Below are 24,322 nucleotides of genomic sequence, written 5' to 3'. Positions count from 1 at the left end.
CGATCGGCTGCCTGCAGTGCTGCTAGGTATTCCTCGGTGGGCAGTCCGTATGACGGAATAGCCTCTATGTCCGGAAGGTTCAGGCGCTTTAGTAACAGATCCAGGAACAGACGGGTCACGCGACCGTTGAAATCCTGGAAGGGGTGAACGCTGAGCAGGCGGCCCTCGGCGAAGGCCAGCGTCTCCAGCCATTGGTCATCAGGCTGCGGCGGGAGATTCTGGATTCGCGTGTGAAGATCGGCTGCAAAGTCGCGCATCTTCAACGCGACTAGCGCGGCTGCCGGTGGTTCGTGGGTCCCTACCAGGACGTTGATATTGCGCCAACGACCGGCGAACTGCGGGGTGAGATCGCCGCAGATACGACCGTGCAACTCGCGAATAAGATTGTCGTCGAGGGGTAGGTCGTCGAATTCACCGTTCGCGATAGCGACGGCGGTCTGTTCGACCCGCAATGCCAGATGGGGAGCGAGCTCGGCGTAGCTGATAACGTCGAGACTGGTCTCTATCTGTCGGGTTGCGTGGTCAGGCGTCGCAGTTCGCGTTCCAGCATCTGCAGACCCACCGGTTCGCCCTCGAAGGCCATGCTGAGGGCGACCTTCCGGGGAATGTTGCGCAGGCGAATCCGGCGTTGCTGCTCGGGATCCAGTTGTCGCCAGCGCTGAATGTTCAGTTTCCAGTCCATGATGGAGATTCTCGCCGAGGTCCCGTCGATGAGCAAGCTGCTCCTTCGCCGAGGCACGCCAATCCGCGATCCGCACCAGGGTTTCCAGCCAGGCCAGGCGGAACGGCCCGTGCTCGTCGAGCAGATCGAGGACGCGGGCGGTCCAGGAGCGTCCCTGCTTCCCTTCACCCAGCTCCATCAGTGACAGTCGGAGGGTGACCTCCTTGCTCGATTCTCCGTCGAATGTCAGGGCGGGTAGGACGTCTCCTTCCCAGATGCCGCGTGCGAAGCGGGCGTCGTTTGGCGCCGGTTTTTCATCGGGCATGGCACGCAGGCTCATACGGACCTTGCCGTGGTGTGCGGCGATCAGGTAGGCGACAAGATCGACCTGCGCATCGGCCGTGCCGGGCGGATCATGCTGAGAAAGCCAGGACAATGCGGAAGCCAGTTCATGGCGGAAGTGCTTGCGCCTATGGCGCATCGGGCCCAGGCAGTTGGATTTGGCCAGATAGCCTTTCGGGGCGTCATCACAACGATGCATGGAAGCATCGAAGATCTCGTGGGCCTTGCCAAGGTCGTGCCAGCGGTCGGCGCGGATGACTTGCAAGGAAAAGTTCTTTTCGCCAACGGCCGCGCAAAGATGTTGGGCCTGACGGGCTGCGTGACCCAGGTGATCGACCAGAGCGACGGGGATACGGGTGCTCGATCGCCAATCGGCATCATAGTGTTCGTGACGGGTTTCGATGGTGGGCTCTGATACCGCAACCACCCCCTTGGCGTCGGCAGTAAAGCCAAGCCCGGCATCGTAGCACCCCTCTTTGGCCGCGAGCAGCAGGATCATGCCGGGACGCGGGTCATTCTCGAGTCTCTCCCAACTACCCGCGAGGCTGTCCCAACGCCAGGCGATACGTTTGCGTTTGCGCAGCGCCTTGGCCTGGCCGATGGAAACCGGACAGAGTTCATCCCTGTCCGGCGCCGGCTGAGGCACGGGCTGGTTCGGATCCTCCACGTCGCGCCAGAAAATCTGCAGCCCGGGATTGCCGCTATCACGGATGTAGTCGGAGACGTCGACATCGAAACCGGACAGATCCGGGTCGGTGTTAAATAGATCCAACAGGTCTTTGCGGCGCAACACCGGGACAAGGGGGGCCGGTTCGTCTACGCCCGGCAAGTCGGTTGGACCGACCGCAGTCAGATGCGCCAATTTCGTTCGGGCCGCGAAAAGGGACTCCTTTGTATAGGGTAGCGCAAGCTTTTCGGCGTCATCAGCGACGTCGATCCAGAACACCTGGGCGCCACCCTGGCTATTGTGCTCGCCATAGCGATTGCAGCGGCCGAAACGCTGCACAAGCGAGGCCCAGAGGGCCAGTTCCGTGAACAGGACCTTCGAGGAGATATCCACGCCCGCCTCTATCGCCTGAGTGGCGACTATGATGCGGTCGATGGCGGACTCCTCCTCGAGCCGGCGCTCGGTGGTGCGACGCTCGGGGGGCCGAAAGCGGGCATGGATCAGCAGATCCTGAGCAAGTCCGCGTCGCTCGCGTAACAGGCGATAAAGGCCTTGGGCGCGATCCACGCGATTCACGATGACCAGCGTCTGTGAATCCGCGGTATGGGCGGCCAGCACCGCGTCGCACAGATCCTGGAGATAGGCGACGGCACCGCCCCTGCTCGTGCTATCGGCGGTGAGTGTAACCTCTGATTTCTTCAAGATTTTTCTAGCATTGAGACGATCTTGCGCCTGGATGCAATCGGCGTCGCTCAATTCGCATCTGGAGAAGTCGCTTAGATGGGGGGCGAGATCGATAGTGCGCAACCATTCCGGGTTGAGGGTTGCCGACAGCCAAAGCGAACGACTCGTCTTCCCGAGCGGGAAGGCACGCCGGAAGGCCTCGATCTGTGCCGAAGTCGCCAGCCCCACACCCATGAGCTGCACTTCATCGAAGACCCACAAGCAGTCGTTGTGCAACAGCGCGTAATGTACCGGCCATTGGTACCGGCTCATGCCATATCCGCGCATCAGGGCTCGCGATAGCAACATGTCCTGCGTGCCGATCAAGATCATGTCCTCTTCCGGGTATTCCACCCACGTCTTCAGATCGCGCTCACCACCCATGAGAACGTGCACAGAGATCTTTCCATCTCCGGCCTCGCCAAGGATCGCCAGGTTATCCAGCCAGGCCCGAATATTCTTCTCGGTCTGTTCTACTAGCACCCTCATGGGCAGGCACCAGACCAGGCGGCGTGGTGTATCTACGTCGGGCTCGCCCGATCGCTCCCCCGTCCGCCATCCCCGCTTGAACAGCCAGGCCAGTGTGACCGCGGCCGTTTTGCCGAGACCCGTAGGTATGTCGAGAAAATCAGGCCACACCCCGCTCGCGAGGTGCTGCTGATACGGATATGGTGTCGGCGCACGGTCAACACGAAACGCAGAGCAGAATATGGAGGCGTAATCCGTATCATTGGCCACTTTTTGCTTTCTCCCGGATTGCGTATTCGACCCGACAGGTGTCGTGGCTCAGCCCATGAGCCCGTGGTCCCTACGCTTCACGACACGCCGATAGGACTTGGAATGTACCTTTTTCTTCTCGTAAATAATCACGATGCGCCTCCGTCTGCCACCGAGACTAGACGGGAGAACTGCCTGTGGGCAGCGGCATCCAAGCCGCTTTCAGCGAGACCCTCGTGCCAGCAGATCACGCGTCACTTGTGCGATCTCCCTCTCGCTTTTCCGCAGTAATTCGATTTCGAATCTCGTCAGCATCCGAGGAGTGGGCGAGGAACCAAGCCTTCGATTCAGTAATGCGGTCGAGGGCGTGACCGAACCATTAGCCCTACCATCCTTCAATGGATCTGACATGTCGTTCTTCTTGCTCGTAGGGGTTTTCATGAAATTCGTCAGTGCTGTGCAAAAAACTGATTTCGAGAATGACAAAGGGCGAAATGAAGAGAAAAAAGGGGTCTGACCCCTATATTCTGCAAATTGTTGGGATGCTCGTGAGTATGGAAATACCACCTCCGAGTGGCTTTTTTGTTTTCGAGGGCGCAAAATAGTGCCACTCTACACCAATAGTATGATTTTTGACCATTTCTTGGAGGCCAATATGGGAACTACTCGAAAGACGATCACCTTAACGGAGCAGCAAGATCAGTGGATCAAAACGCAGATTGCGGCGGGCGAGTACACGAACGACAGCGAATATATTCGTGATCTTGTGCGCCGCGATCAAGAGCAAAACGCCAAGTTCAAAGCGTTGAAACAGGCGCTTCAGGAAGGGTTGGACAGTGGTATAAGCGACAAGACCGTAAGCGATATTTGGGAAGAAGCAGAAAAACGCTATAGAGCGAAGAATGGCTGAATATCGACTGAGCAAAAGCGCCGAAAATGACCTTGCCGAGATCGCTGACTATACGATTGCAACCTTCGGAATAGAACAGTCCCGCCGTTACCGTGATGGGCTGAACACCTGTTTTCAGAACCTTGCCGATAATCCCATGTTTGGACGTAGCGCCAGCCTTGACCTTGCGCCGGAGTTGCGCCGTTACGAGTATCAATCCCACGTCGTGTTTTATATGCCGGAGCTGCGGGACATTCTGATTGTCCGGGTGCTGCATAAAAGCATGGATGCGCCAAGGCATTTGTAAACAGCATGGAATAAGTCCCAGTCTGGCGGGTGAACAGAATGCATTCATAGTGTTCACTTACTTCTGTGCAGGCAGCTCTGAGCCAGGTCGTCGCCGGCGTATAAAATTAAGGCTTGATTTCCGCGCGGCTTGCGTTAGGGTGAACAGATGGCTTACGAACTGTTCACTTGTGATGGAAATCGCAAATATCTGAACGCCGACGAGCTCGATCTTTTTATCACGGCAGCAGGACAGCAAGAGCGCCCGGACGTGCGCACGCTGTGCTTGGTGCTGGCCCATACAGGGTGCCGGATATCCGAAGCCTTGCGCTGACGGTCGATAGCGTACACATGGGCGAGGGGAGCCTCGTTTTTTAGGCGATTGCCGGAAAATGGCATACCAGATTGCGCCGGATTTTCGTTCGTCATCAAGGCGCGACAACAGTCGCATCCCTCGATGATGCGCTTGATGGTCGCCCGGGAACATTCGAGCTCCTTTTCCAGACGTGCGCGCGGAACCGGGTAGCGCGCGTTACCCAGTATCAGGTGGAATGCGCAAATGTGATCGAACCGGCCCATCGTCAGGGAATCGTTTGGATACCCGATGCATTGTAGTCGTTCGAGCGGGGATTGCCGTCAGACGATGCAACGCCGGTCGGAAAGAACATCGGGAGGCCCTTCCGCTATTCGGTCTATACGATACCCCAGCGCACATGCAACCGTCCGGTGAGCCGGCGCCACCTCTTCGCCATCATCATCCTCAATCCAGTCCTGCCGGCGGGGGGAACCATCCAGGACCCTGTGCTTACTCGGTAGAGAGTACGAGATCGAATTCGATGTCTTCGATGGGTTCGTCGCCGAACCATTGGGTGACGAGCCGCTTGTGACCCGGCGCGGTGACGATGGAAAGGATATGCGGCACCGGGGCGCCCGGCCATTCGGTCCCGAGGCGGTAGTTACCCTGTTCATCGCACGGCGGCCATGCCCGCATCCGATCCACATAGCCCACTGAGCGATCAGCCTGCCAGCGCTCGATACGTGCGCCGGCAATGGGGCGCAACCGCCGGCCAAGAGCACGCGCCCGCTGATCACCAGACCCTTGCCGATATCGCCGGTCTGGCGGTCGACCGGCTTGTGGTGTGTGCCGAGGACCTGTTTCTCTGTCGGAACGCAATCACCCGCGACTGCCTCGGCACCGATGCCATTCACGGTAAAGGCCGTCAGCAATATGAAGACGTATGTATCGTGGAATACCTCTCGGGAATCAGCTCGCCTTACCCTGGTAGGGAAAATCGGTACCATCAACCGACTCATACTCTCCCGTATAAGCCCACCCCCATCCCGACCTTCCCCCTCAAGGGGGAAGGAGAAAAACTCCGTTTCAGTTGGCCGACCCTCACTCGCGCGTCGTTTTCGTCCTACTCACACTGAATCTTGACGTTGGGACTCTGGATATCCGGGGCGAGAAAATTTCCATACTCGGCGTAGACGTCGTACTCGTCCTCTTCCTCGGATCGGTTATCGTCGCCGACCAGGATGCCCCTAGTACTGACGCAAAGCAGACGGAAAGAGCCGGTCCCTGCGGTTGACCCTGCGTCGTAACTGACCAGGACGCTCGCGTCCAGGATCTCGTCGAAGAAGTCGTCCTCCCGGATATTGATCTCCTGAACGCCTGCAGCCGTCGCCGGAGAGCTGTAGGTCGCCGTGAGGGTGTAGTCGCGAAAGCCTCCATTCGATGCAATGACCGAGCGCTTCGGTGTGATCGACAGCGCGGCGGGCGAAAAGAAAAAGTAGGAAATTGCCGACGCAGTTGAAACAACTGAAACAAATCGACAACCCGCGGAAATGCGATTGATACGGGCCTTCGCCGGGCTTTTCGCTGTGATCAATCGATGCACCAATGACTTGTGGTTCACCGCGAGACTTGAGGCAATTTCGACCCTGCCTCATCTGGGGTCGCACGCCCGCCGCAACCCTGTTTACACTGTCAAAGATTCTGTAGGCCGAGACTCTCCAAGGACCTGGTATCCGCCGGCGGGCGGGCTGGGCATTCGACGTCGAATCCGGTGCGACCGACATGGACCTATTCCAGAGTTACATCCAGCAGAGCACGCACAAGGTCCGCCAGACGATCGAGATCGCCGTGGCCGAACTGGTCGCGCAGAAACAGAACGTCCTGACGCCGGACTTCCTCCTGCTCGGCCTGCTGGCGCAACCGGACTCCGAAGTGGTGAAGGTGCTCGAGCAGATAGTCCCGAATCCCGTCGAGACCATCGCCGGGCTCAAGAGCCAGATCTATCGGCACTACCAGAGGGCCGCGCCCGTACAGGCAAGCCAGATTGTCGCCTCTCAGGAGGTCGCCGAGGTCCTGCGGGCGGCACGGGAAGAGGCGAACCGACTCGGCGACCAGTACATTTCGACCGGCACACTGTTCCTAGCCCTGTTCGATCCGAAAGCGGGCTACACCGCGGAATTTCTGCGGGAGGCGGGTCTACGCAGCGCGAAGGCCCGGGATGCGCTGGGGAAACTCCGGGGCGGGCGCACCATCGGCAGCGTTGACGCCGAAAACGAGGTGGACGTCCTTACGAGATACACCCGCGACCTGACTGAACAGGCGCGCGCCGGCGAGCTCGATCCGGTGATCGGCCGCGAAGAAGAAATCGGTCAGGTCGTTCAGACCCTCTCAAGGCGAAGGAAGAACAATCCGGCCCTGATCGGAGAGGCCGGCGTGGGCAAGACGGTTATCGTGGAAGGACTTGCCCAGCGCATCGCCGAGGCCGACGTACCGGACACCCTGATCAACAAACGCCTGCTGTCCCTGGACATGGGGGAGATCGTGGCGGGCGCGAACATGCGGGGCGAATTCGAGGAACGCCTGAAGTCCGTCCGCGACGCCGTGATCAAGGCCAGGGGTCAGGTGATCCTGTTTATCGACGAGCTGCACACCGTCGTCGGGTCAGGCGCCGGCGCCGGAGGGCTCGATGCCCCCAGCCTGCTCAAGACCGCGCTGGCCCAGGGCAGCCTGCAGGTCATCGGGGCGGACACGCTCGACGAGTATCGCCGCTATATCGAGCAGGACAAGGCGCTGGAGCGACGCTTCCACCCCATCCTGATCCGTGAGCCCGACGTGGAGGAGACGATACGCATCCTCAAGGGCATCGCACCGCGTTACGAAGGGCATCATCAGATCCAGTACGAGGACACCACGATCGATGCCGCGGCACGACTCTCGGAACGCTATATTTCCGACCGGCGCCTTCCCGACAAGGCCGTCGATCTGCTGGACGAGGCGGGATCACGAAAACACATCCGTACCGTCTCGATTCCGCGCGGCATCCGGGAACTGGAACGGGAACATCAGAGGCTGTCCCGCGACAAGACCGGCGCCTTCAACGATCAGGACTTCGAGAAGGCCGCCCGCCTGCAGATGGACATCCTGACCATCGAGAAGCGGCTCAAGGACGCCAGAGAGGCATGGCGGGCAGACCGCAGCAAGGAAGACGCTTCGGTAACGGCAGAAGACATCGCGTACGTCGTGTCGCGCTGGACCGGCATCCCCGTCGCACGCATGGTGGAAACCGAGGCGGACAAACTGGTCCGCATGGAAGAGAACCTGCACAAGCGCATCGTCGGTCAGGAAGACGCGGTACGGGCCGTCGCCGACGCCATCCGGCGCAACCGGGCCGGGGTCACCTCGGCATCACGCCCGATCGGGTCGTTCCTGTTCCTCGGACCCACCGGTGTCGGAAAGACCGAACTGGCCCGCGCCCTGGCTGCCTTCCTGCTGGACGACGAGTCGCGCATCGTGCGTCTCGATATGTCCGAGTACATGGAGCGCCATGAGGTTTCGAAGATGATCGGCGCACCCCCCGGGTACATCGGCTACGGAGAGGGCGGGCAGTTGACCGAGAAAGTACGGCGAAACCCCTACACCGTCGTACTGCTCGACGAGGTTGAGAAGGCCCATCCCGACGTGTTCAACATGCTCCTCCAGGTGCTCGAGGACGGGCAACTGACCGATGCCCAGGGCCGCAGGGTCTCGTTCCGCAACACCATCCTGATCGGCACTTCCAACCTCGGTACCGATGCGCTGTCACCGGACAAGCGCCCTGTCGGTTTCATGCGCTCGGAAACGCCCGACTACAAGGAGGCGAGACAGCTGGTCCTGCGTGAGGTCAAGAAGTTCTTCAAGCCAGAGTTCCTGAACCGGCTGGACGACACCATCGTGTTCCACTATCTCGAAAGCGAGGAGGTCAAGCAGATCGCCGCTATGTTCGTCGAGGAACTGGAAGCGCGCATGCGGCACAGGTCGATCACGCTCGCCGTCGATGACGCCGTGATCGACAAGCTGGCCAGGGACGGATTCGATCCGGCCTATGGCGCCCGGCCCTTGCGGCGCGAGGTGGAGCGGCAGGTGGAGAATCCGCTGGCGATGATGATCGTCAAGGGAAAATGCCCCGACGGCAGCCGGGTGAACATCGGGCTGACGGGCGAAAAGATCCGCCTCACGGTACGCTGACGAAAAACCCGTGGACCAGAATCCTACCCGGGGTCAACCGGTTCGAATGGATGGTATGTCATTTGACAGAAATCGCCTAAGGTCGAACGCGACTGGAAACCGGTTGATTTGCATTCGTCGGCGGAAAGGATCGACTACCCGTGGGTAACCGACCCCCTCCCTTTACCGCTTTACCAGCGACCGCCCATACCCCCCGGGTAACCGCCTCGGGGACCACGGGGTCCGCCCCCCATCCCCATTCCCGATCCGCTTCGCTCCCCCGGACCATACCCGTAACCGGGTTCATCACCGAAGCCGCCCGGATAACCGTACCGGGGACCACGAGGTCCACCTCCCATACCCATTCCGGACCTGCTTCCCTCGTCCGGACCATAACCCGTGCCATAGAACCCGCGTGTTCCGCGCCCGTAGCGGGGACCCGGCCCGTAACCGGCCCCTGGACCCGCCCCGCAGCCGGCCCCTGGACCCGCCCCGCAGCCGGCCCCTGGACCCGCCCCGCAGCCGGCCCCCGGACCCGCCCCGCAGCCGGCCCCCGGACCCGGCCCGTAACCGGCCCTTGCACCCGGCCCGTAGCCGGCCCCTGGACCCGCCCCGTAGCCGGCCCCTGGACCCGGTCCGTAGCCGGCCCCTGGACCCGGGCCATACCCGGGCGCTAACGCGTCCCCGCCCGGAGCAAGCTCCGTGTCGGTCCCGGGATCTAAAGCCGCTTCCGGACCACTTCCGCCGGGTCCCGGCTCAGCCTCGACTGGGGCCTGTTCGTAGCCGGCCTGCGGTCCAGGTCCATAACCCGGGCCCGCCCCGTAACCGGGTCCGCCGTAACCAGGTCCGCCGTAACCGGGTCCCCCGGCGTAACCAGGTCCCCCGCCGTAACCGTAGCCCGGCCCGCGGCTGCTTCCCATGCCCATGCCGCCCGCATAGGCGCTGCTCGAACAGATGGCGGTCCCGAGAATGGCCGCTGCCAGTAGCGTACCGCCGGATTTGCGTAATTGAATCATCGCTTGTCACCTTTGTAAGGGTTCATTGAATCGTCTTTAGAAATGGGGTCCCGATGATCGGGTCGACGGCAGACGGGTCAACCCGGCATTCATCCGGACCAATGGCGTAGGTCGCGCGACAGGCAGCATCCCGGAACGTCGGCAGCGGTCAAGACCCAGGGGAAATCGTTGAGGGAATGATCTGCGTCGGAGTAACAGGTAGAACCCTGCCCGGACGTAATAGTGCGCCACTTTTCCCGAAATCGCTATACCAAGCCTTGTCCAATATGAAATGAGTCTGAAGGGAGGGTGGTATTTCTAACATGATAATGAGTCTGAAGCCGGAAGGAGATCTGTTCATGATGGGGGATGAAAACCATCATGAAACTCGAAGACTTAACGACCATTGATCGATCGGAAACATCACAAACAGGGGAACTCACATGCCGCTGTCCACTCGAGCCCCGCGTTACCTCTTGACCGGATTTCTGTCCTCCGCCTTGCTGACCGCAGGCATCATGCACGCCCAGTCACGCGTCGAGGTCCCCGGTTACGTCACGGACTCGGAAGGCAACATCGTGCGCAGCGGCACCGGCGAGTGCGTCCACACCCGGGACTGGACCCCGGAAATGGCGAGCGTCATCGGCTGCGACAGCGTCACCCTCGACGCACAGGTCGAGATCGTCGAAGGCGCTCCATCGGGCATCGATTCGGCATTCGTGATTCCCGCCGCAGCGCTGTTTGCATTCGACAGCGCGGAGTTCACCGAGGAGGGGAAGGCCGCCATCGAGGACTATCGCCGCCAGATCCGCCCGGAACTCTCTTCGGCCTATGCAGGCATCATCATCGGTCACACCGACAGCACCGGCAATCCGAAGTACAACATGGACCTGTCCGTGCACCGCGCGGAGGCCGTTCGCAACTACCTGGTGCAGACTGGTGCACCAGCGGACAAGCTCAGAGGACCTGATCTCGGCCCCGCGGTCTTCTTTCCGGTTGGGTTCCGCAGACACCCATGACGGTGGAACCGCTGCGCTTGTTCCACCCTACGCAATGTCATGACTCGCTGAAAGCTCGGGAAAACCGTAGGCCGGATCAAGCGAAGCGGATCCGGCATGCTTGTTCCACCCGACGCGATGTGATGACTCACTGAAAGCAAGGAAAAACCGTAGGTCGGATCAAGCGAAGCGGATCCGGCATGCTTGTTCCACCCGACGCGATGTCATGACTCGCTGAAAGCTCGGAAAAACCGTAGGTCGGATCAAGCGAAGCGGATCCGGCATGCTACTGGTGCTGAAACCGGGCTCGACGTATCGCCTCCAACGACACCAAGGAGGGACAGGCCGAGAACCGCCGGGTCGAGGCAGTCCGCTGGCAATCTGGGGGCGACGATCTGGCCAGGGAATGCCATGCCGTATCTCGATCGTCGCCCCCTGACCGGTTTCTGACGATATGCTCGAACTCTGGGCGTACTGGTTCCCATCCTGCTGGCGGACATCGTCAACCCGGTGCTGTTCGCGTTCATGGCCTACGCGGTCGGCTCAGACAGATCGATCGGCGATTCGATCGCCGTGCTACTCGGCCATACCGTCGCGTATCTCGTCTTCGGCATCGCCCTGGCGTTCGCATTCGAAACCATATCCCGGCGCCTGTCCAACCCGGAGCCCCTGGACTTTGGTATCGCCCTGCTGGTCGGCGTCCTGCTCTTCTGGGTGGCGTGGCGAAGCCGTGGTGGAAACGGTCAGGAGAAGTCAGGGCCCTCGGTGGAGCGATTGACGCCGCCGAAGGCCTTCGGTAAAGGTGGATCGCGCCGGCGCCTTCCTGATGCCGTTGATACTCGGATTGGTGGGCATCGCGCTGGTGCTGGATGCCGCCGTACTCTATTTCACCCGCGGCGAGGGGCTGTTCTAAAGGCATTCGCCTTCCGGCGCTGGGGCACGCTGCAAGGCGGTGAAACGCCGTCGCGGCCGGTTTCCAACAGCTTCCCTATTCCGGCCCGCAGGGGCCGGTTCTGACCCAGACCCCTCGCTCGACGCGGTGCAACAGCTCGTCGCCGCTACACACGTACTGTACCAGGTCGCAGGCATTGCCGTTATGGTAGGAGCATGAAAACCCGGACGACATCCCGAACGAGTGCCGGCCTGATTTCCCCAGGTCACGAACCGCGGTCTTGATATTGCCTGTCATCCCAGGTAAATGGTTGCCGCGGCGATGGAGATTCACCCTTCGAGCAGCCGGCGCCTCGATCCGCAGGGCTTCACCGCAGCCCTGACCCCGTGGCCGACAGACCCTTGCCGGAATCCCGACAACAGTATCTGAAAGATTAAGGAAAGGCATGTATCGCACAAACAGTAACCCGCTGGCCTCGATAGCGAGTTTCCGGATCGAGGGCAGGATCATGCGCTATAGCGTGTTCATGCCCAAACTCTACAACCTCTGCAAGTCGCTGGGGTTCCAGGCCGGCAAGATCATGCCGTCTCGCGCCTTCTGCGCCGACGAGAGTCAGGGCTACCCTGTCATTCTCATCGCCAAACACTTCTGCGCCTTTCCGTTCAACCACGGTATGGTCGGCGGGGTCGTCGCGACCGACCGGCACGGCCCCCACGCCGAGCACGGCAAGGACCTGGTTATCATCCAGGCGAGCCATGTCGGCTACAACCCGGAGACCAGATCCTACGGCGTCTACAAGCGGATGCAGACCGACGACTGCACCCTGAGCTCGAGCTGCGGGAAGGTGGACAGCGTGCTTTCCTGGTACGACGCCGAACACCGGTTCGCCCGCGAGAACATCCTGATTTCGCGCAACGACGGAAACTGGACGATCACGATTGACAACCAGCTCCTCGACGAGACGCGCGACGAGGGCCTGTTCCTGCATCTGGACCGTCTCGTAACGCCCGACGCCAACGGCATATTGAATCCGGTGCGCGCCTTCAGTACGTCGAGGTGCTTTCTGGCCTCCCCGGAACTGTCTCAGCACCTCGACCAGCATGCACAGGCATCCGCGACGCGTCCGATCGGGGACAGGCTGCTGCCGCACTGGTGCTACTTTCTCCGGACGATCGAGGGGGACGAAGAGGGACGTGGGCACCTGGAACAGAACCTGCTTACCGTGATGCCCTGGATTCTGGCCTCGCGCTCGCCCCTGCTGGTCGCCGCAAAGGTCAACACGCAGGTCGAATTCGACCGGACCTACCGCAGCATTCTGCGGGCACCCGGTTATCGCGGCGCACGGGTGTTCTTCATCTCTGGCCTGAATATCGACATCTCGCCCACCGACGAGCGACTCTTCCCACTGACCAAGTTCATCCCCTGGGCGGCCTATCTTCAGCACGCGGACGGTGAGAACCGCATCCTCGAGCAGGACGATCTGTTCGAGAAACTTGAGGCACAGAGTGCCGAGAATCCCGACCAGATCGATCTCGAAAACGCGATCCGACTCATGAGTGACGCCCGGGAGGTGGCCATCCCGGGTGAGTAGGGACCACGTTCCGCGGTCAATATCAACGTCTGGGCACAGGCGGGATCCTCTTCTATCGTCACAGAGCTGGGCCTGATGGCCACGCTGCAGTGGCTGACGCCGCCACGGTATCGCCTGACGGTGGCAACACTTGCCGCGGTCATCATCATGGCGATCATCGAATTGATCAAGATCAAGCCAATCATCCACGCCTGGAAGACCCAAGCTCACGATGGGGTCGTGGCGGTGGTAACATTTGTTCTGACGCTGATATGCGCCCCGCATCTGGACAAGGGTATCCTCGCGGAAGTCGGCCTGTTCCTTTTTCTATGGCACAGACTCCGCCCCCCCTTTCGCCGTGCTCTCGCGATACCAGGGCGGCACCATGCGCGACATCGAGGTCCATCCGCGTGAGACCAGCCCGAAGATTTCGGTGATGCGCTTCGGCGGATCGCTGTACTTCGCCAACGCGGGTCCCCTCTGCCTTCGCCGCATAGCCCGGTTCGGGCTCACCTCCGATGGCCACTCGATCATGGATCGTGGATTCCCGGGCTTGCCGGTGTGACCTTTGAGTTCTCCGTCTACCCGCTTGAAGAACGAAACGGCACGCGGCAACATCGAATACGGTTTAGGGCCAACCGTCTAGACTCGGGTAGTTGTCCGGGAAATTCGAGACCGAACCCGAGGGATCTCGACAAACTAGTGGCTTTCGCAACGGATCTTCGAAAGATATGTCGCATACGACCAGGGAGAATACGAGACTTGTCGTAGGGTGGCGCGAGTGGTTGTCGCTACCGAAGCTCCAGATCCCCGCCATCAAGGCCAAGGTTGACACGGGGGCACGAACCTCGGCCATGCATACCTTCTTTGCAGAGAGATTCATTCGCAAGGGGAAGAGCTACGTGCGTTTCGGGGTCCATCCGTTACAGCAGCGCCACGACCTGGCTGTGACGTGTACTGCGGAATTGCTGGACCAGCGGGTGGTTAGCGATTCCGGCGGTCATCGGGAGCGACGTTGGGTGATCGAAACCTCGATTCGTGTTGGGAACACGGAATGGCCAGCGGAGATCACACTGACCGACCGCGATTCGATGCTCTTCCGAATGCTGCTCGGCCGCACCGCCATGGTCGGGAAGATTATCGTGGATCCGGCGGCTTCCTATCGAGTCGGCAAGAGGCCCAACCTTCGCAAGGCATATCCTGACCTGATACCCGATAAATTTAAGAGCTGAACCATGAAAATCGCAATTCTTTCACGCAATCCCAAACTGTATTCAACCAAGCGTCTGGTAGAGGCGGCGACCGCACGGGGCCATGAGCCGCAGGTTGTCAATGTCCTGCGCTGCTACATGAACATTACGTCTCATCGTCCTACGGTTCATTACAAAGGCGAGGACTTGTCGGACTTCGACGCGGTGATTCCCCGCATCGGGGCCTCGGTAACATTCTACGGCACTGCCGTTCTGCGCCAGTTCGAGATGATGGGCACCTATCCGCTCAACGAATCGGTTGCCATTACCCGTGCCCGTGACAAACTGAGATCCCTGCAGCTGCTCTCGCGCAAGGGGATCGGTCTGCCGGTCACCGGTTTCGCCCATGCGCCGGATGACATTCAGGACTTGATCAAGATGGTGGGCGGCGCCCCGCTGGTGATCAAGCTGCTGGAGGGTACGCAGGGGATCGGCGTCGTGCTGGCGGAGACGCAGAAAGCCGCAGAGAGTGTGATCGAGGCCTTCATGGGGCTCAAGACCAACATCCTGGTGCAGGAGTACATCCAGGAGGCTGGTGGCGCGGACATCCGCTGCTTTGTCATGGGTGACAAGGTCGTGGCCGCGATGAAGCGCCAGGCCAAACCCGGGGAGTTTCGCTCCAACCTGCACCGTGGCGGCAGCGCCAGCCTGATCCGCATCTCACCGGAAGAGCGCTCCACGGCGGTGCGCGCCGCCAGGGCGATGGGTCTCAACGTGGCCGGTGTCGACCTGCTGCGATCCAATCACGGCCCGCTGGTGATGGAGGTCAATTCCTCGCCGGGACTGGAAGGTATCGAGTCGGCTTGCGGCAAGGACGTCGCCGGGATGATGATCCAGTTCATCGAGAAAAACGCTGCCCTGGGAAGGACCCGCACACGCGGTCGGGGATAAACCGTTGACCGCTGTACTCACCATCGGGGGCAGGGAGATCGGCCGCGGGTCACGGCAGACGGTGGAGCTGCAGTTGCCGCAGTTTTTCACCCACATGCCCGCGGTGATGGCGGCCCGGGTGGTTCGCGGCCAGCGCGACGGCCCCTGCCTGTTCGTCAACGCCGGCATACACGGCGACGAGATCAATGGTGTGGAGATCATCCGTCGGTTGATCCGTTCACCATCTTTGAAGCACCTTCGCGGAACACTGATCGCGGTGCCGCTGGTCAATATCTACGGCTTCGTGCACAAGTCCCGATACCTGCCGGATCGTCGCGATCTGAACCGCTCCTTTCCCGGTTCGGTAAAGGGCTCCCTGGCGGCCCGTCTTGCCAATGCCTTTGTCGAGGCGGTCGTGGCCAAATCGACTCATGGTATCGACCTGCACACCGGGTCGGTACACCGGGAGAACCTGCCCCAGATTCGCGGCACCTTCGAGGAGACGGGGGAGGTCGAGCGAATGGCCATGGCCTTCGGCAGTCCGGTGATCCTGAATTCCCAGATCCGGAACGGGTCGCTGCGCGACGCAGCAAGCGAACTGGGCGTGCCGGTCATCGTCTATGAAGGCGGCGAGGCGCTGCGTTTCGACGAAGTGGTGATTCGCGCCGGAGTACGCGGTGTGATCAGCGTCATGCGCGAACTGGGCATGTTGCGCGCATCGTCCCGCCCGAGGAGCAGGCACCGCGCGGAACCGGTCGTGGCACGCTCCAGCCAATGGGCCCGGGCGCCGCAGAGCGGCATTCTGCGTGCCGTCAAACCCCTCGGCGCCAGGGTCAGCAGGAACGATTGCCTCGGGCTGATCGCCGATCCCCTGGGTGAGAACGAAGCTCCCGTATTGACACCCGTATCGGGAGTCGTAATCGGCAAGGTCAACCTGCCTCTGGTCAACGAGGGGGAGGCCCTGTATCACATCGCCCGTTTCGGCAGACCCGACACGGTGGCCGAGGCCGTCGAGCAGTTCCAGACCGAGATCGGTCCGGAATCCGACAATTTTCCGCCCGACGAACTACCGGTCAGCTAACGAAGGGCGTCGCGAGTACTTGTTCCGGCAATAGCCTGAATAACCCGGCCGCAGCCGGATTACCCGGTTGGTTATACCCGTCGCGGACAGGTTTTCACGAGAAAGTGTGTGTCCTATTCGTTTCGTGGCAAGGCGCGATGACGCGGAATAGCCGCTCTATTGCAAGGAATCGCAACACCGCCACGGGACGATAAGCTACCCCGGTCGAAATTGAGGACCCCAGCGCGGATCTGTGTCAGATCCGCGACCCCGAGGCAAAACTACGCGGCCAGTAACGGTTCATCAAACACGAAGCGATATCGGCGAATGGACCGCATGGGACTATAAGCAATAATGCGAATGATTCGCACTTGCTTTCGCGTGCCATATCATTATGATTCGTTTCTCCTGAACACGCTCAGGCAGGAACGCAGCTCTCCTGGCTCCCCAGGCAGGCCGCTTTCCTAATCAGATGAAGCGGCACGAGAAATCGGTGACATGCGAACGATCTTTTTCCGCCTGCTGGTGGCAAAGACCCTTTTTGCCACGGCACTTCCGGCACTGGCTTATGACGTAAACGACAAGCTATCCATTGGCGGTGTGCTTGCGGCTGCAGGACAGTGTCAGATCGTCTCCGCCCGGCTGCCCTCGGCGACCTATGACGAGGACGGCTCCCTGGACGAGTTCGACAACGAGTGCCGCGGCGCCATGCCCTTCCAGCCGGAGATCAGCTTCCACCCCAATGACGATAACGAGTTCTTCTTCAAGCTGGGCTTCGCCGCGGGCAATGGCCTCAACCCCGTATCGCCCTGGACGCTCGCACCCTGGGCTGCGGACCTGGAAGACGACGTCAAGGACATCAACGGCCGAAACCTCGACTACCTGCTAACCGGCTGGTACAGGCACACCTTCAACTTGACCGACGCTCAGCGCCTGCACGCGACGGTTGGCCGTATCGATGCCACTGACTACCTGGATGGGGTCGCCTATGCCAACGATGAATACACCCAGTTCATGAACGAAGCGCTCACGAACGCCGCCAATGTCTTTCTGCCCTCGTACGATATCGGCGCTGCCCTTGAGTGGGAGATCGGCCCGTGGGCGCTACGCGGCGTCTACATGAATGTGGGCGAGAACGAGGCGGGCAACAACTTCGATTACTATGGCCTGGAGCTGGGTGTCACCCTTGACTCTGCTCTGGGAGAGGGTCACTACAAGGTGCTGGTCGACTGGACAAGCGAGGATTTCGTCGATCCATCGGACACGACGGATGAGCGCCGCAAGGCGGTCCTGCTTTCGTTCGACCAGGGGTTCGGGGAGGCGCTCGGCGCTTTCCTGCGCTTTGGCTGGCAGGCCGATCAGGGGGCCGTCAATTACAAGGCCATTTATTCGGGCGGGCTCAATTTCGACGGCAGTGCCTGGGGGCGGGAGCCTGACAACATCGGCATCGCTTATGCCTACCTGCCCGGTGGCAACCTCGACATCGAGCGCACGGACGTCTTTGAGGTCTACTACCGCCTCGGCCTCAACGATCACATCGGCATCACCGCAGATCTCCAGTACATGAAGGATGAACTCATTACGATCGATCCACTCCAGGAGAATCCCGAGGGTTGGATCGTCGGACTGCGCCTTGCCGCCGAGTTTTAATGAATCGGAGGATTAACCAATGCCTACCCCTTCACCGCCCCGGCAGTCAGCCCCGCCACGATGCGGCCCTGGAAGGAAAGCACCAGCGCCACGATCGGCAGCGTGACGGCCACCGAGGCCGCCATGATCTGGCCCCAGGGCAGTTCGAATTCGCTCGCGCCGCTCATCAGGGCGATCGCGACCGGTACCGTGCGCTGATCGTCGGTCAGCGTGAAGGTCAGGGCGAAGAGAAACTCGTTCCAGGCGGCCACGAAGGCGAGCAGACCGGTGGACACCGCGGCCGGGGCAAGCGGTGGCAGGAATATGCGAAACACGATGGTCAGCGGCCCCGCCCCGTCCAGAACCGCCGCCTCCTCCAGTTCCACCGGCAGCTTGCGGGTGAACGTGGTCAGGACCCAGACGGTGAACGGCAGGGTCAGGATCAGGTAGCTCAGCATCAGGCCACCCAGGCGGTTGTACAGGCCCAACCCCCGAACCAGTTCAAACATCCCGGACAGCACCGCCACCTGCGGGAACATCGACACACCGAGGATCGTCATCAGCAACAGACCACGTCCCTGGAACGCCTTCCGGGCGAGGGCGTAGGCCGCGGTCAACGACAGTCCCAGCGATGCGATCACCACTGCGGCCGCAACGATCGCCGAGTTCAGGATGTTGGTGCCGAAGGGCTGGTCGCGGAAGATCGCCCGGTAGTTGTCCCAATCCAGGGCTCTCGGCAGGTAGTCCACCCGAAACAGGGCCGTGCCGGTCTTCAGGGAGGTCACCATGGCATAGTAGAAAGGAAAGACCGCGAACAGGACGATCGCAAGGGTGAGCGCAACGAACCCGATACGTGCGAATCCGCGTCTCACCGGTTCACACCCTGCAATGGGCGCAGGCGGGAAAGCACCATGAAGCCGATCGTGCATGCAGCGATGAAGAAGAACAGCAGCGAAGAGGCCGCCGACCCGTAGCCGACGTCCTGAAAGTCCACGAGCTGCTGCCGCGCGAAGACCGACATGGACATAGTATCCTCGCTGCCGGGTGTCAGGACGTAGATCAGGTCGAAGATCCGAAGGGCGTCCAGCGATCGGAATATTACCGCCACCCCGAGCGCCGGCAGGATCAGGGGCAGCGTCACGTACCTAAAGGTCCGCCACGCACCCGCCCCGTCGACGCGCGCGGCATCCAGGCACTCCCCGGGCACCAGTTGCAGGGCCGCCAGCGACAGCAGGGCCATAAAGGGCGTGGTCTTCCAGACGTCGGCGACGATGACCGCCCCCATGGAAAGACCCGGATCGGCGGTCCACGCCAGGGGTTGGTCGATCAGATCGACGCGCAGAAGGAGGTCGTTGATCAGGCCGAACTGGTCGTGGAGCATCCAGCCCCATATCTGCGCGGAGACGATGGTGGGGATCGCCCAGGGAATCAGCACGGCCGCACGCACCAGGGCCCGCCCGGGGAAACGCGCCTGCAGCATTAGGGCGATTACCAGACCCAGCAGGGTCTCGAGGGACACGGATACGAACGCGAAGACGAAGGTATTGCGCACGGCGCGCCACCAGAGCGGATCGGCAATGACACCGAACCACCCGCCGTCGTCGCGCGCCAGGTAGTTCTCCAGACCGACAAAACGCGCCCGGGCAAGATCTGCCAGGTGTGCATCGGTCAGGCTGAACCAGATCGTCCGCGTCAGCGGCCATCCGGCAACCAGCGCCAGCACGATCAGCGTCGGGGCGAGCAGCCACCAGGCGACCCGGGCGCCTTCCCCCGCCATGCCGCTGGTCACCACCCGCCACGTCGCTTCAACCGGTTCAGGTCGCGCTGCAACTTCGTGAGGCCTGCAGAGGCCGAGACACGCCCGGCAAGCACACCGTGTACCGTATTCCAGAACTGGTTGCTGACGCGGTTGTAGGCCGCCCCTGTGACCGCCGACGGGCGGGCGACCGCGTCGGGCAGCGTTTCGGCGACAAGGCGGAAAAACGGATTGGCCTCGAGGACCTCCGCGTCCTCGAACAGCGCGGGCCTCGTGGGGATGTAGGCGGCATCGATCGCGCGACGCCGCTGTTCGGCCGCCGAGGTCAGATGCAGGACAAGGTCCGCGGCCAGCTCCGGATGACGCGAATAGCGCGAGACCGCCAGTTGCCATCCGCCGAGGGTCGCAGCCCGCTGACCGTCTTCCCCACCCGCCGGCAACGGCGCGACACCGACCCTGCCGCGGACCGGGCTGTCCTCGGCCTGCATCAGGGCCCAGGCGTACGGCCAGTTGCGCATGAACACGGCGTTGCCCGGCTGAAACACACCGCGGGCGTCCTCCTCGGCGTAGTTGAGCACACCCTTCGGGCTGATCGTACCGACCCAATCAGCCGCCTGCTCCACCGCAGCGATGGCATGCGCATTATCGACCGTGACCTTCCCGTCAGGATCCACGATCGTGCCGCCACCGTGGCTGTCGATCCACTCCAGTGCATTGCAGGTGAGGCCCTCATAGGCGCGACCCTGCCAGACATAACCCCAGATCTTCGCGTTGCCCTGCCCGCGCTCGGCGGCTTGAATCCCTCGGGCCGTCTCGCCCAGTTCCGCCCAGGTTCCCGGGACTTTCCGCCCGTGTTCGTCCAGCAGATCCTTGCGGTAGTAGAGCATCCCCACGCTGGCAAACCAGGGGATCGCGACCAGGCGTCCCTCGACGGTGTCGTTGGCGACCATCTCCGGGAAGAACGCCTGACGCTGCTCACCGATAAAATCCCCGAGATCGGCGAAATGGGCCCCCAGGATGCCGGGCCAGATCACGTCGATCTGAAAGATGTCGACGTCGGGCGCACGGGCCGCGAGCAACTGCTGGTAGAGCGCGAGACGCTCGTTGGTGGCGCTGGGCGCGGTAACGACACGCACCGTGTTTCCAGTGGCCGCTGCCCAGGCCTCCGCGCCGCTACGGCACAACGCCAGCTCCCGGCCCACCGCGCCACAGGAGATCGAAATCTCGGCGGCCCGCACGACGGAGACCGCCACCATGGCCGAAACCAGGCTTGCAAGGAACCTTCGTCCCGGGCGCATCACCACCAGTCCTCGGTTGCGGGAAAGAAATGGGCCAGTCCCTCGAGAATCCCCGCGGCGTAGTTGCCGTTCAGGCTGCGGAACCCACCCGCGGCGAGATACAGCGAATCCGCGTTTCCAGCGGAAACAGCGAGATCAAGCGCCTCGTCGCGCACCTCCTGCGCGGCATTGGCAACCAGCACCGCGAAGATCGGGCTGGCAAGCACCTGCAGATCGTTTCCACTGTCACCGGCGAACAGACATTGCGCCCGGGAGACTCCGATCGACCGGATCAGGAATTCAACGGCGTGCAGCTTGCCGGCGCTGGCCGGCAGCACGTCCAGCAGCCCCGTACCGGCCTGCTCGTCGACGCTCCAGACCAGGTTCGCCTTCAATCCCCGTTGACCGAGCCGTTCCCACATCGTGTCGAGGATCGCCTCGCGATCCGCGTCCAGCGGCAGGTAGTAGCTGAGCTTGAACTCGCCCTGCTTCTCCGCCTCCTGGAGTCGCGGACCCTCGATATCATCGATCAGATCGCACAGGGCGTCGTGGTCCAGGCCCGCCCAGTCGGTCGAGATCTCGCTCCACCAGTCCGCCGACGCGCGCCAACTGTCGCCGGACACCTCGTAGAGGGTCGTGCCGACATCGCCGATGACGAAATCCGGGTTCGGCAGCGACCATTCAACGATCGCTTCCCCGACCAGCGTCCGGTCCCGACCGGTAACGTAGGCGACCGCCACGTCGGGTCGACAGGCCACGGCAGCGAAATACTCGCGACTGCGGGGAGACTCCGGCGCCTCGCCGTTGGGCAGCAGGGTGCGATCCATGTCGGTGCAGATCAGCAGGGACGGAGTCATTCGCTGGGCACGGTGCACTCTTTGAAGAAGTCGTAGTGGGCGATCGCCTCGATGATGCCCGCGGCACACTGGGAACGGGCGAAGTAGATCCGCTCCAGGTCGGCGAGCTGCGAGAGCTCCTCGTTGTGACGGTTCTCCACCACCACGGCCAGGGTGTTGCCGCGCATCATATCTTCGTCCGCTCCCGAACCGCCGGCGGTCAACATGTGCTCGAGTGGGATGTCCCAATTGTCCGCAAAGTAACGCAACGCGAAGCCCTTGGAGGCGCGCACCGGGACAATGTCGAGGAACTGGCCGAACGACAGGAACACGTTGACCGCCAGTTCGTTCTGGTGCATGAGGCGCTGGATCTCTTCCAGCGAGGGCGACAGGGTCGGATCGATGTAGTAACTGACCTTGAACCGGCCCTGCTCGCTCTTCGGTTGCAGCTTGATGCCCGGGAGGTCCTCAAGCAGGCGGCGTATCGGCTGCGAGTTCCAGGAGTGATCGATGTGTTCGGTCCAGGCGGTATCGGCCGTCAAACGCGGCGCATAGTGAATCTCGGTCCCCAGGCTGGTGATCAGCACGTCGGGCTGCGGGATGTGGTTGCGCCTCATGATCTTGAGTGCCGAATCGAGGCGCCGCCCGGTGGCGATCCCGAAGGTTGCGCAGCGACGGTTCTCACGCATGACCCCGACGAAGGCAGCGAGTGAGCCGGGATCTCCCAGCAGGGTCTGGTCCAGGTCGGTGAAGATCGCGCGGTCGTGGTAGAGCATCGGGCGGCGACGCAGCGGCGCCTCGGGCCGCGGTTCGTGGCGCTGGGACAGGGGAAGCAGGTGCCTGACGTAGGCATCGGCGTGTGCCTGCCAGGAATAGTGTTCCCGCACGCCCTTGAGACCACTCTGCGCCAGCGCGGCCCGATTTTCCGAGTCCCCCAACACCTTCAACAACGCCCCTCCCATGGCCTCCTTGTCCAGGGGATCGATCAGATAACCGTTGCGGCAATTACCGATGATGTCCCGAGGCCCACCGTCCTCCGTGGCCACAATGGGCAGTTCGCTGGCGGCGGCCTCGATCAGGGTGAGTCCGAAGGGTTCGGTCAGTGCCGGGTTGACGAAGACACCCCCGGAGGCCGCGGCCACACGGTAGTAGACCGGGACGTCGTCCGGGTGGTGGTGCTTCGGATAGGCGACCTTTCCATACAGATCGTACTGATCGATCAGCAGGAGGATGTCGGTCAGTACGGACTGCGCGCCGCTCTCCATTTCGTGGATATCGTCCCGGTTCCCGGCGACGATCACCAGATTGGCCGCGTCCCGGAGCGCCTCGGACTCGCCGTAGGCCTCGACCAGGGTGGAGATGTTCTTGCGTTCGTCCGGCCGCGAAAGCGCCAGAATCATCGGCTTGTCGCGTCGTGTCAGGAACCGCGCCAGGTCGGTAACGACCCTTGAATCGGGTTCCGTGCCATCGGGCGGGTGGAACCGTTCCAGATCGGTACCGGGCGGGATCACCCGCATCTTGTCCGGCTGGTAGTCATCGTAAAGCGCGTACTGGTCCTCGGTCTCGTTGTGGGTGGAAGCCACCACCCGGTCCGCGGTCCCCAGCGTGTCCTCTTCGGCCTCAATGCGCCGGGACATGTTGTAGCGCGTCTCGATGTCCGGGCCCTTCAGGCCGGCGGCGAGCAGACGGCGGCGCTTGACGCGCCCCAGGGAATGGCCGGTAAAGACCAGCGCAACACCGAAATGACTGGCCAGGCGCGTGCCCACATAGCCCGCATCGGCATAGTGCGCATGGATGAGTGTCGGTGTATGCCCCAGTTCCCGGAAATAGGCCAGCGCGTTGTCGGAGAAGCTGTCCAGATAGTCCCACAGCCCTTCTTTCGGGATATAGCCCGGCGGTCCCGCGTCGATCCGGATGATGCTGGCCTTGTCCGACAGCGGTTCCTCGACCCGGGCGTAGTCCGCATCGATGTCGGGGTCTTCTATCCGGCGCGTCAGCAGGTCGACGTAACCGATCTCGCTGCGCTGCGACAGCGCACGCGCCAGTTCCACGACATACTTCGTCTGTCCACCGGTATCGGCGTCACGGCCGAGCTCGAGGTCGGCGCCGCGGATCAGCCCGTGGACGCTGACCAGAACGATATAGGGGAGGGTTGCGGTGGTGTCGTCAATCTGCATGCGGCGTCACTGTACCAGTCGGGCGGCAGGCTCGCAAAGATGGACAGGCGACAGCACGGCTCTAGGCTCTGTTGACATTTATCGTGGACGGCGGCTTTACGGATCTTTTCCGCCCTGACGGCGTTGGATTCGACTTGCAATGGGGCGGCATTGCGCATCGAATCCGCCTTGTCAGGACGAAAAATCCCTCGAAAATCCACTCGCCCAGACAAATGTCAACAGAGCCTAGG

General features: G+C 61.8%; 22 protein-coding genes. 13 read left to right on the top strand and 9 right to left on the bottom strand.

Going from position 1 to position 24,322, the window contains the following annotated elements:
• A partial coding sequence (gene cas3, locus LJE91_05130; protein MCG6868120.1) for a CRISPR-associated helicase Cas3' occupies positions 1 to 3,131 on the bottom strand: 3,131 nt, incomplete at its 3' end.
• A 634-nt stretch (positions 3,132 to 3,765) separates the two neighbouring features.
• On the opposite strand from cas3, the gene LJE91_05125 reads away from it, so the two are divergent.
• The 3 genes from LJE91_05125 to LJE91_05115 all read left to right on the top strand — a co-directional run bounded on the left by LJE91_05125 (position 3,766) and on the right by LJE91_05115 (position 4,618).
• A complete protein-coding gene (locus LJE91_05125) occupies positions 3,766 to 4,020 on the top strand; it encodes a type II toxin-antitoxin system ParD family antitoxin (GenBank protein MCG6868119.1) in 255 nt (84 codons plus the stop codon).
• Positions 4,013 to 4,306, top strand: a complete 294-nt coding sequence (locus tag LJE91_05120; protein ID MCG6868118.1) for a type II toxin-antitoxin system RelE/ParE family toxin — start codon at positions 4,013 to 4,015, stop codon at positions 4,304 to 4,306. The genes LJE91_05125 and LJE91_05120 overlap by 8 nt, the downstream gene beginning before the upstream one ends.
• Before the next feature lie 147 nt (positions 4,307 to 4,453).
• Positions 4,454 to 4,618, top strand: coding sequence for a hypothetical protein (locus LJE91_05115; protein ID MCG6868117.1), 165 nt, complete (start codon positions 4,454 to 4,456; stop codon positions 4,616 to 4,618).
• Between the two features lie 471 nt (positions 4,619 to 5,089).
• On the opposite strand, the gene LJE91_05110 is transcribed toward LJE91_05115, so the two are convergent.
• Entirely contained in the window at positions 5,090 to 5,344 is a 255-nt protein-coding gene (locus LJE91_05110; protein ID MCG6868116.1) for a hypothetical protein, read from the bottom strand.
• Positions 5,345 to 5,702: 358 nt separating this feature from the next.
• Entirely contained in the window at positions 5,703 to 6,173 is a 471-nt protein-coding gene (locus LJE91_05105) for a hypothetical protein (GenBank protein MCG6868115.1), read from the bottom strand.
• 188 nt (positions 6,174 to 6,361) lie between these two features.
• Here LJE91_05105 and LJE91_05100 point away from each other — a divergent pair, with 188 nt between their 5' ends.
• Positions 6,362 to 8,803, top strand: coding sequence for an ATP-dependent Clp protease ATP-binding subunit (locus LJE91_05100; GenBank protein MCG6868114.1), 2,442 nt, complete (start codon positions 6,362 to 6,364; stop codon positions 8,801 to 8,803).
• A gap of 170 nt (positions 8,804 to 8,973) precedes the next feature.
• On the opposite strand, the gene LJE91_05095 is transcribed toward LJE91_05100, so the two are convergent.
• On the bottom strand, positions 8,974 to 9,798 hold the full coding sequence (locus LJE91_05095) for a hypothetical protein (GenBank protein ID MCG6868113.1): 825 nt from the start codon (positions 9,796 to 9,798) through the stop codon (positions 8,974 to 8,976).
• Positions 9,799 to 10,220: 422 nt separating this feature from the next.
• Here LJE91_05095 and LJE91_05090 point away from each other — a divergent pair, with 422 nt between their 5' ends.
• The 9 genes from LJE91_05090 (at position 10,221) to LJE91_05050 (ending at position 18,067) form a co-directional block, all read left to right on the top strand.
• Positions 10,221 to 10,796, top strand: coding sequence for an OmpA family protein (locus LJE91_05090; protein ID MCG6868112.1), 576 nt, complete (start codon positions 10,221 to 10,223; stop codon positions 10,794 to 10,796).
• A gap of 489 nt (positions 10,797 to 11,285) precedes the next feature.
• Complete coding sequence (locus LJE91_05085) at positions 11,286 to 11,792, top strand: hypothetical protein (GenBank protein MCG6868111.1); 507 nt, start codon at positions 11,286 to 11,288, stop codon at positions 11,790 to 11,792.
• 320 nt (positions 11,793 to 12,112) lie between these two features.
• On the top strand, positions 12,113 to 13,258 hold the full coding sequence (locus tag LJE91_05080) for a hypothetical protein (protein MCG6868110.1): 1,146 nt from the start codon (positions 12,113 to 12,115) through the stop codon (positions 13,256 to 13,258).
• Between the two features lie 21 nt (positions 13,259 to 13,279).
• A complete protein-coding gene (locus LJE91_05075) occupies positions 13,280 to 13,651 on the top strand; it encodes a hypothetical protein (protein MCG6868109.1) in 372 nt (123 codons plus the stop codon).
• Positions 13,623 to 13,802: a hypothetical protein gene (locus tag LJE91_05070; GenBank protein ID MCG6868108.1), complete on the top strand. Its 180-nt coding sequence runs from the start codon at positions 13,623 to 13,625 to the stop codon at positions 13,800 to 13,802. The genes LJE91_05075 and LJE91_05070 overlap by 29 nt, the downstream gene beginning before the upstream one ends.
• A gap of 166 nt (positions 13,803 to 13,968) precedes the next feature.
• On the top strand, positions 13,969 to 14,469 hold the full coding sequence (locus LJE91_05065) for a RimK/LysX family protein (protein ID MCG6868107.1): 501 nt from the start codon (positions 13,969 to 13,971) through the stop codon (positions 14,467 to 14,469).
• Between the two features lie 3 nt (positions 14,470 to 14,472).
• On the top strand, positions 14,473 to 15,378 hold the full coding sequence (gene rimK, locus LJE91_05060; protein MCG6868106.1) for a 30S ribosomal protein S6--L-glutamate ligase: 906 nt from the start codon (positions 14,473 to 14,475) through the stop codon (positions 15,376 to 15,378).
• Between the two features lie 4 nt (positions 15,379 to 15,382).
• The gene (locus tag LJE91_05055; GenBank protein MCG6868105.1) at positions 15,383 to 16,438 is read left to right on the top strand and encodes a succinylglutamate desuccinylase/aspartoacylase family protein; all 1,056 of its coding nucleotides are present in this window, start codon (positions 15,383 to 15,385) and stop codon (positions 16,436 to 16,438) included.
• Positions 16,439 to 16,915: 477 nt separating this feature from the next.
• Positions 16,916 to 18,067: a carbohydrate porin gene (locus LJE91_05050; GenBank protein MCG6868104.1), complete on the top strand. Its 1,152-nt coding sequence runs from the start codon at positions 16,916 to 16,918 to the stop codon at positions 18,065 to 18,067.
• A 23-nt stretch (positions 18,068 to 18,090) separates the two neighbouring features.
• Here the strand turns inward: LJE91_05050 and LJE91_05045 are convergent, their stop codons facing one another.
• From LJE91_05045 to LJE91_05025, 5 genes are read right to left on the bottom strand one after another with little or no spacing between them, the layout of a single operon-like run.
• On the bottom strand, positions 18,091 to 18,975 hold the full coding sequence (locus LJE91_05045) for a carbohydrate ABC transporter permease (protein ID MCG6868103.1): 885 nt from the start codon (positions 18,973 to 18,975) through the stop codon (positions 18,091 to 18,093).
• On the bottom strand, positions 18,915 to 19,823 hold the full coding sequence (locus tag LJE91_05040; protein ID MCG6868102.1) for a sugar ABC transporter permease: 909 nt from the start codon (positions 19,821 to 19,823) through the stop codon (positions 18,915 to 18,917). Before LJE91_05040 ends, LJE91_05045 begins: the two co-directional genes overlap by 61 nt.
• Before the next feature lie 8 nt (positions 19,824 to 19,831).
• Positions 19,832 to 21,100, bottom strand: coding sequence for an ABC transporter substrate-binding protein (locus tag LJE91_05035; protein ID MCG6868101.1), 1,269 nt, complete (start codon positions 21,098 to 21,100; stop codon positions 19,832 to 19,834).
• Complete coding sequence (locus tag LJE91_05030; protein ID MCG6868100.1) at positions 21,100 to 21,936, bottom strand: HAD-IIB family hydrolase; 837 nt, start codon at positions 21,934 to 21,936, stop codon at positions 21,100 to 21,102. The genes LJE91_05035 and LJE91_05030 overlap by 1 nt, the downstream gene beginning before the upstream one ends.
• On the bottom strand, positions 21,933 to 24,092 hold the full coding sequence (locus tag LJE91_05025; protein MCG6868099.1) for an HAD-IIB family hydrolase: 2,160 nt from the start codon (positions 24,090 to 24,092) through the stop codon (positions 21,933 to 21,935). The genes LJE91_05030 and LJE91_05025 overlap by 4 nt, the downstream gene beginning before the upstream one ends.
• Positions 24,093 to 24,322: the final 230 nt, after the last annotated feature.

It is taken from the genome of Gammaproteobacteria bacterium, from assembly GCA_022340215.1.
Lineage (GTDB): Bacteria > Pseudomonadota > Gammaproteobacteria > JAJDOJ01 > JAJDOJ01 > JAJDOJ01.
The sequence above is the reverse complement of the archived record's forward strand: the minus strand, read 5'-3'. Positions and strand labels throughout refer to the sequence as shown.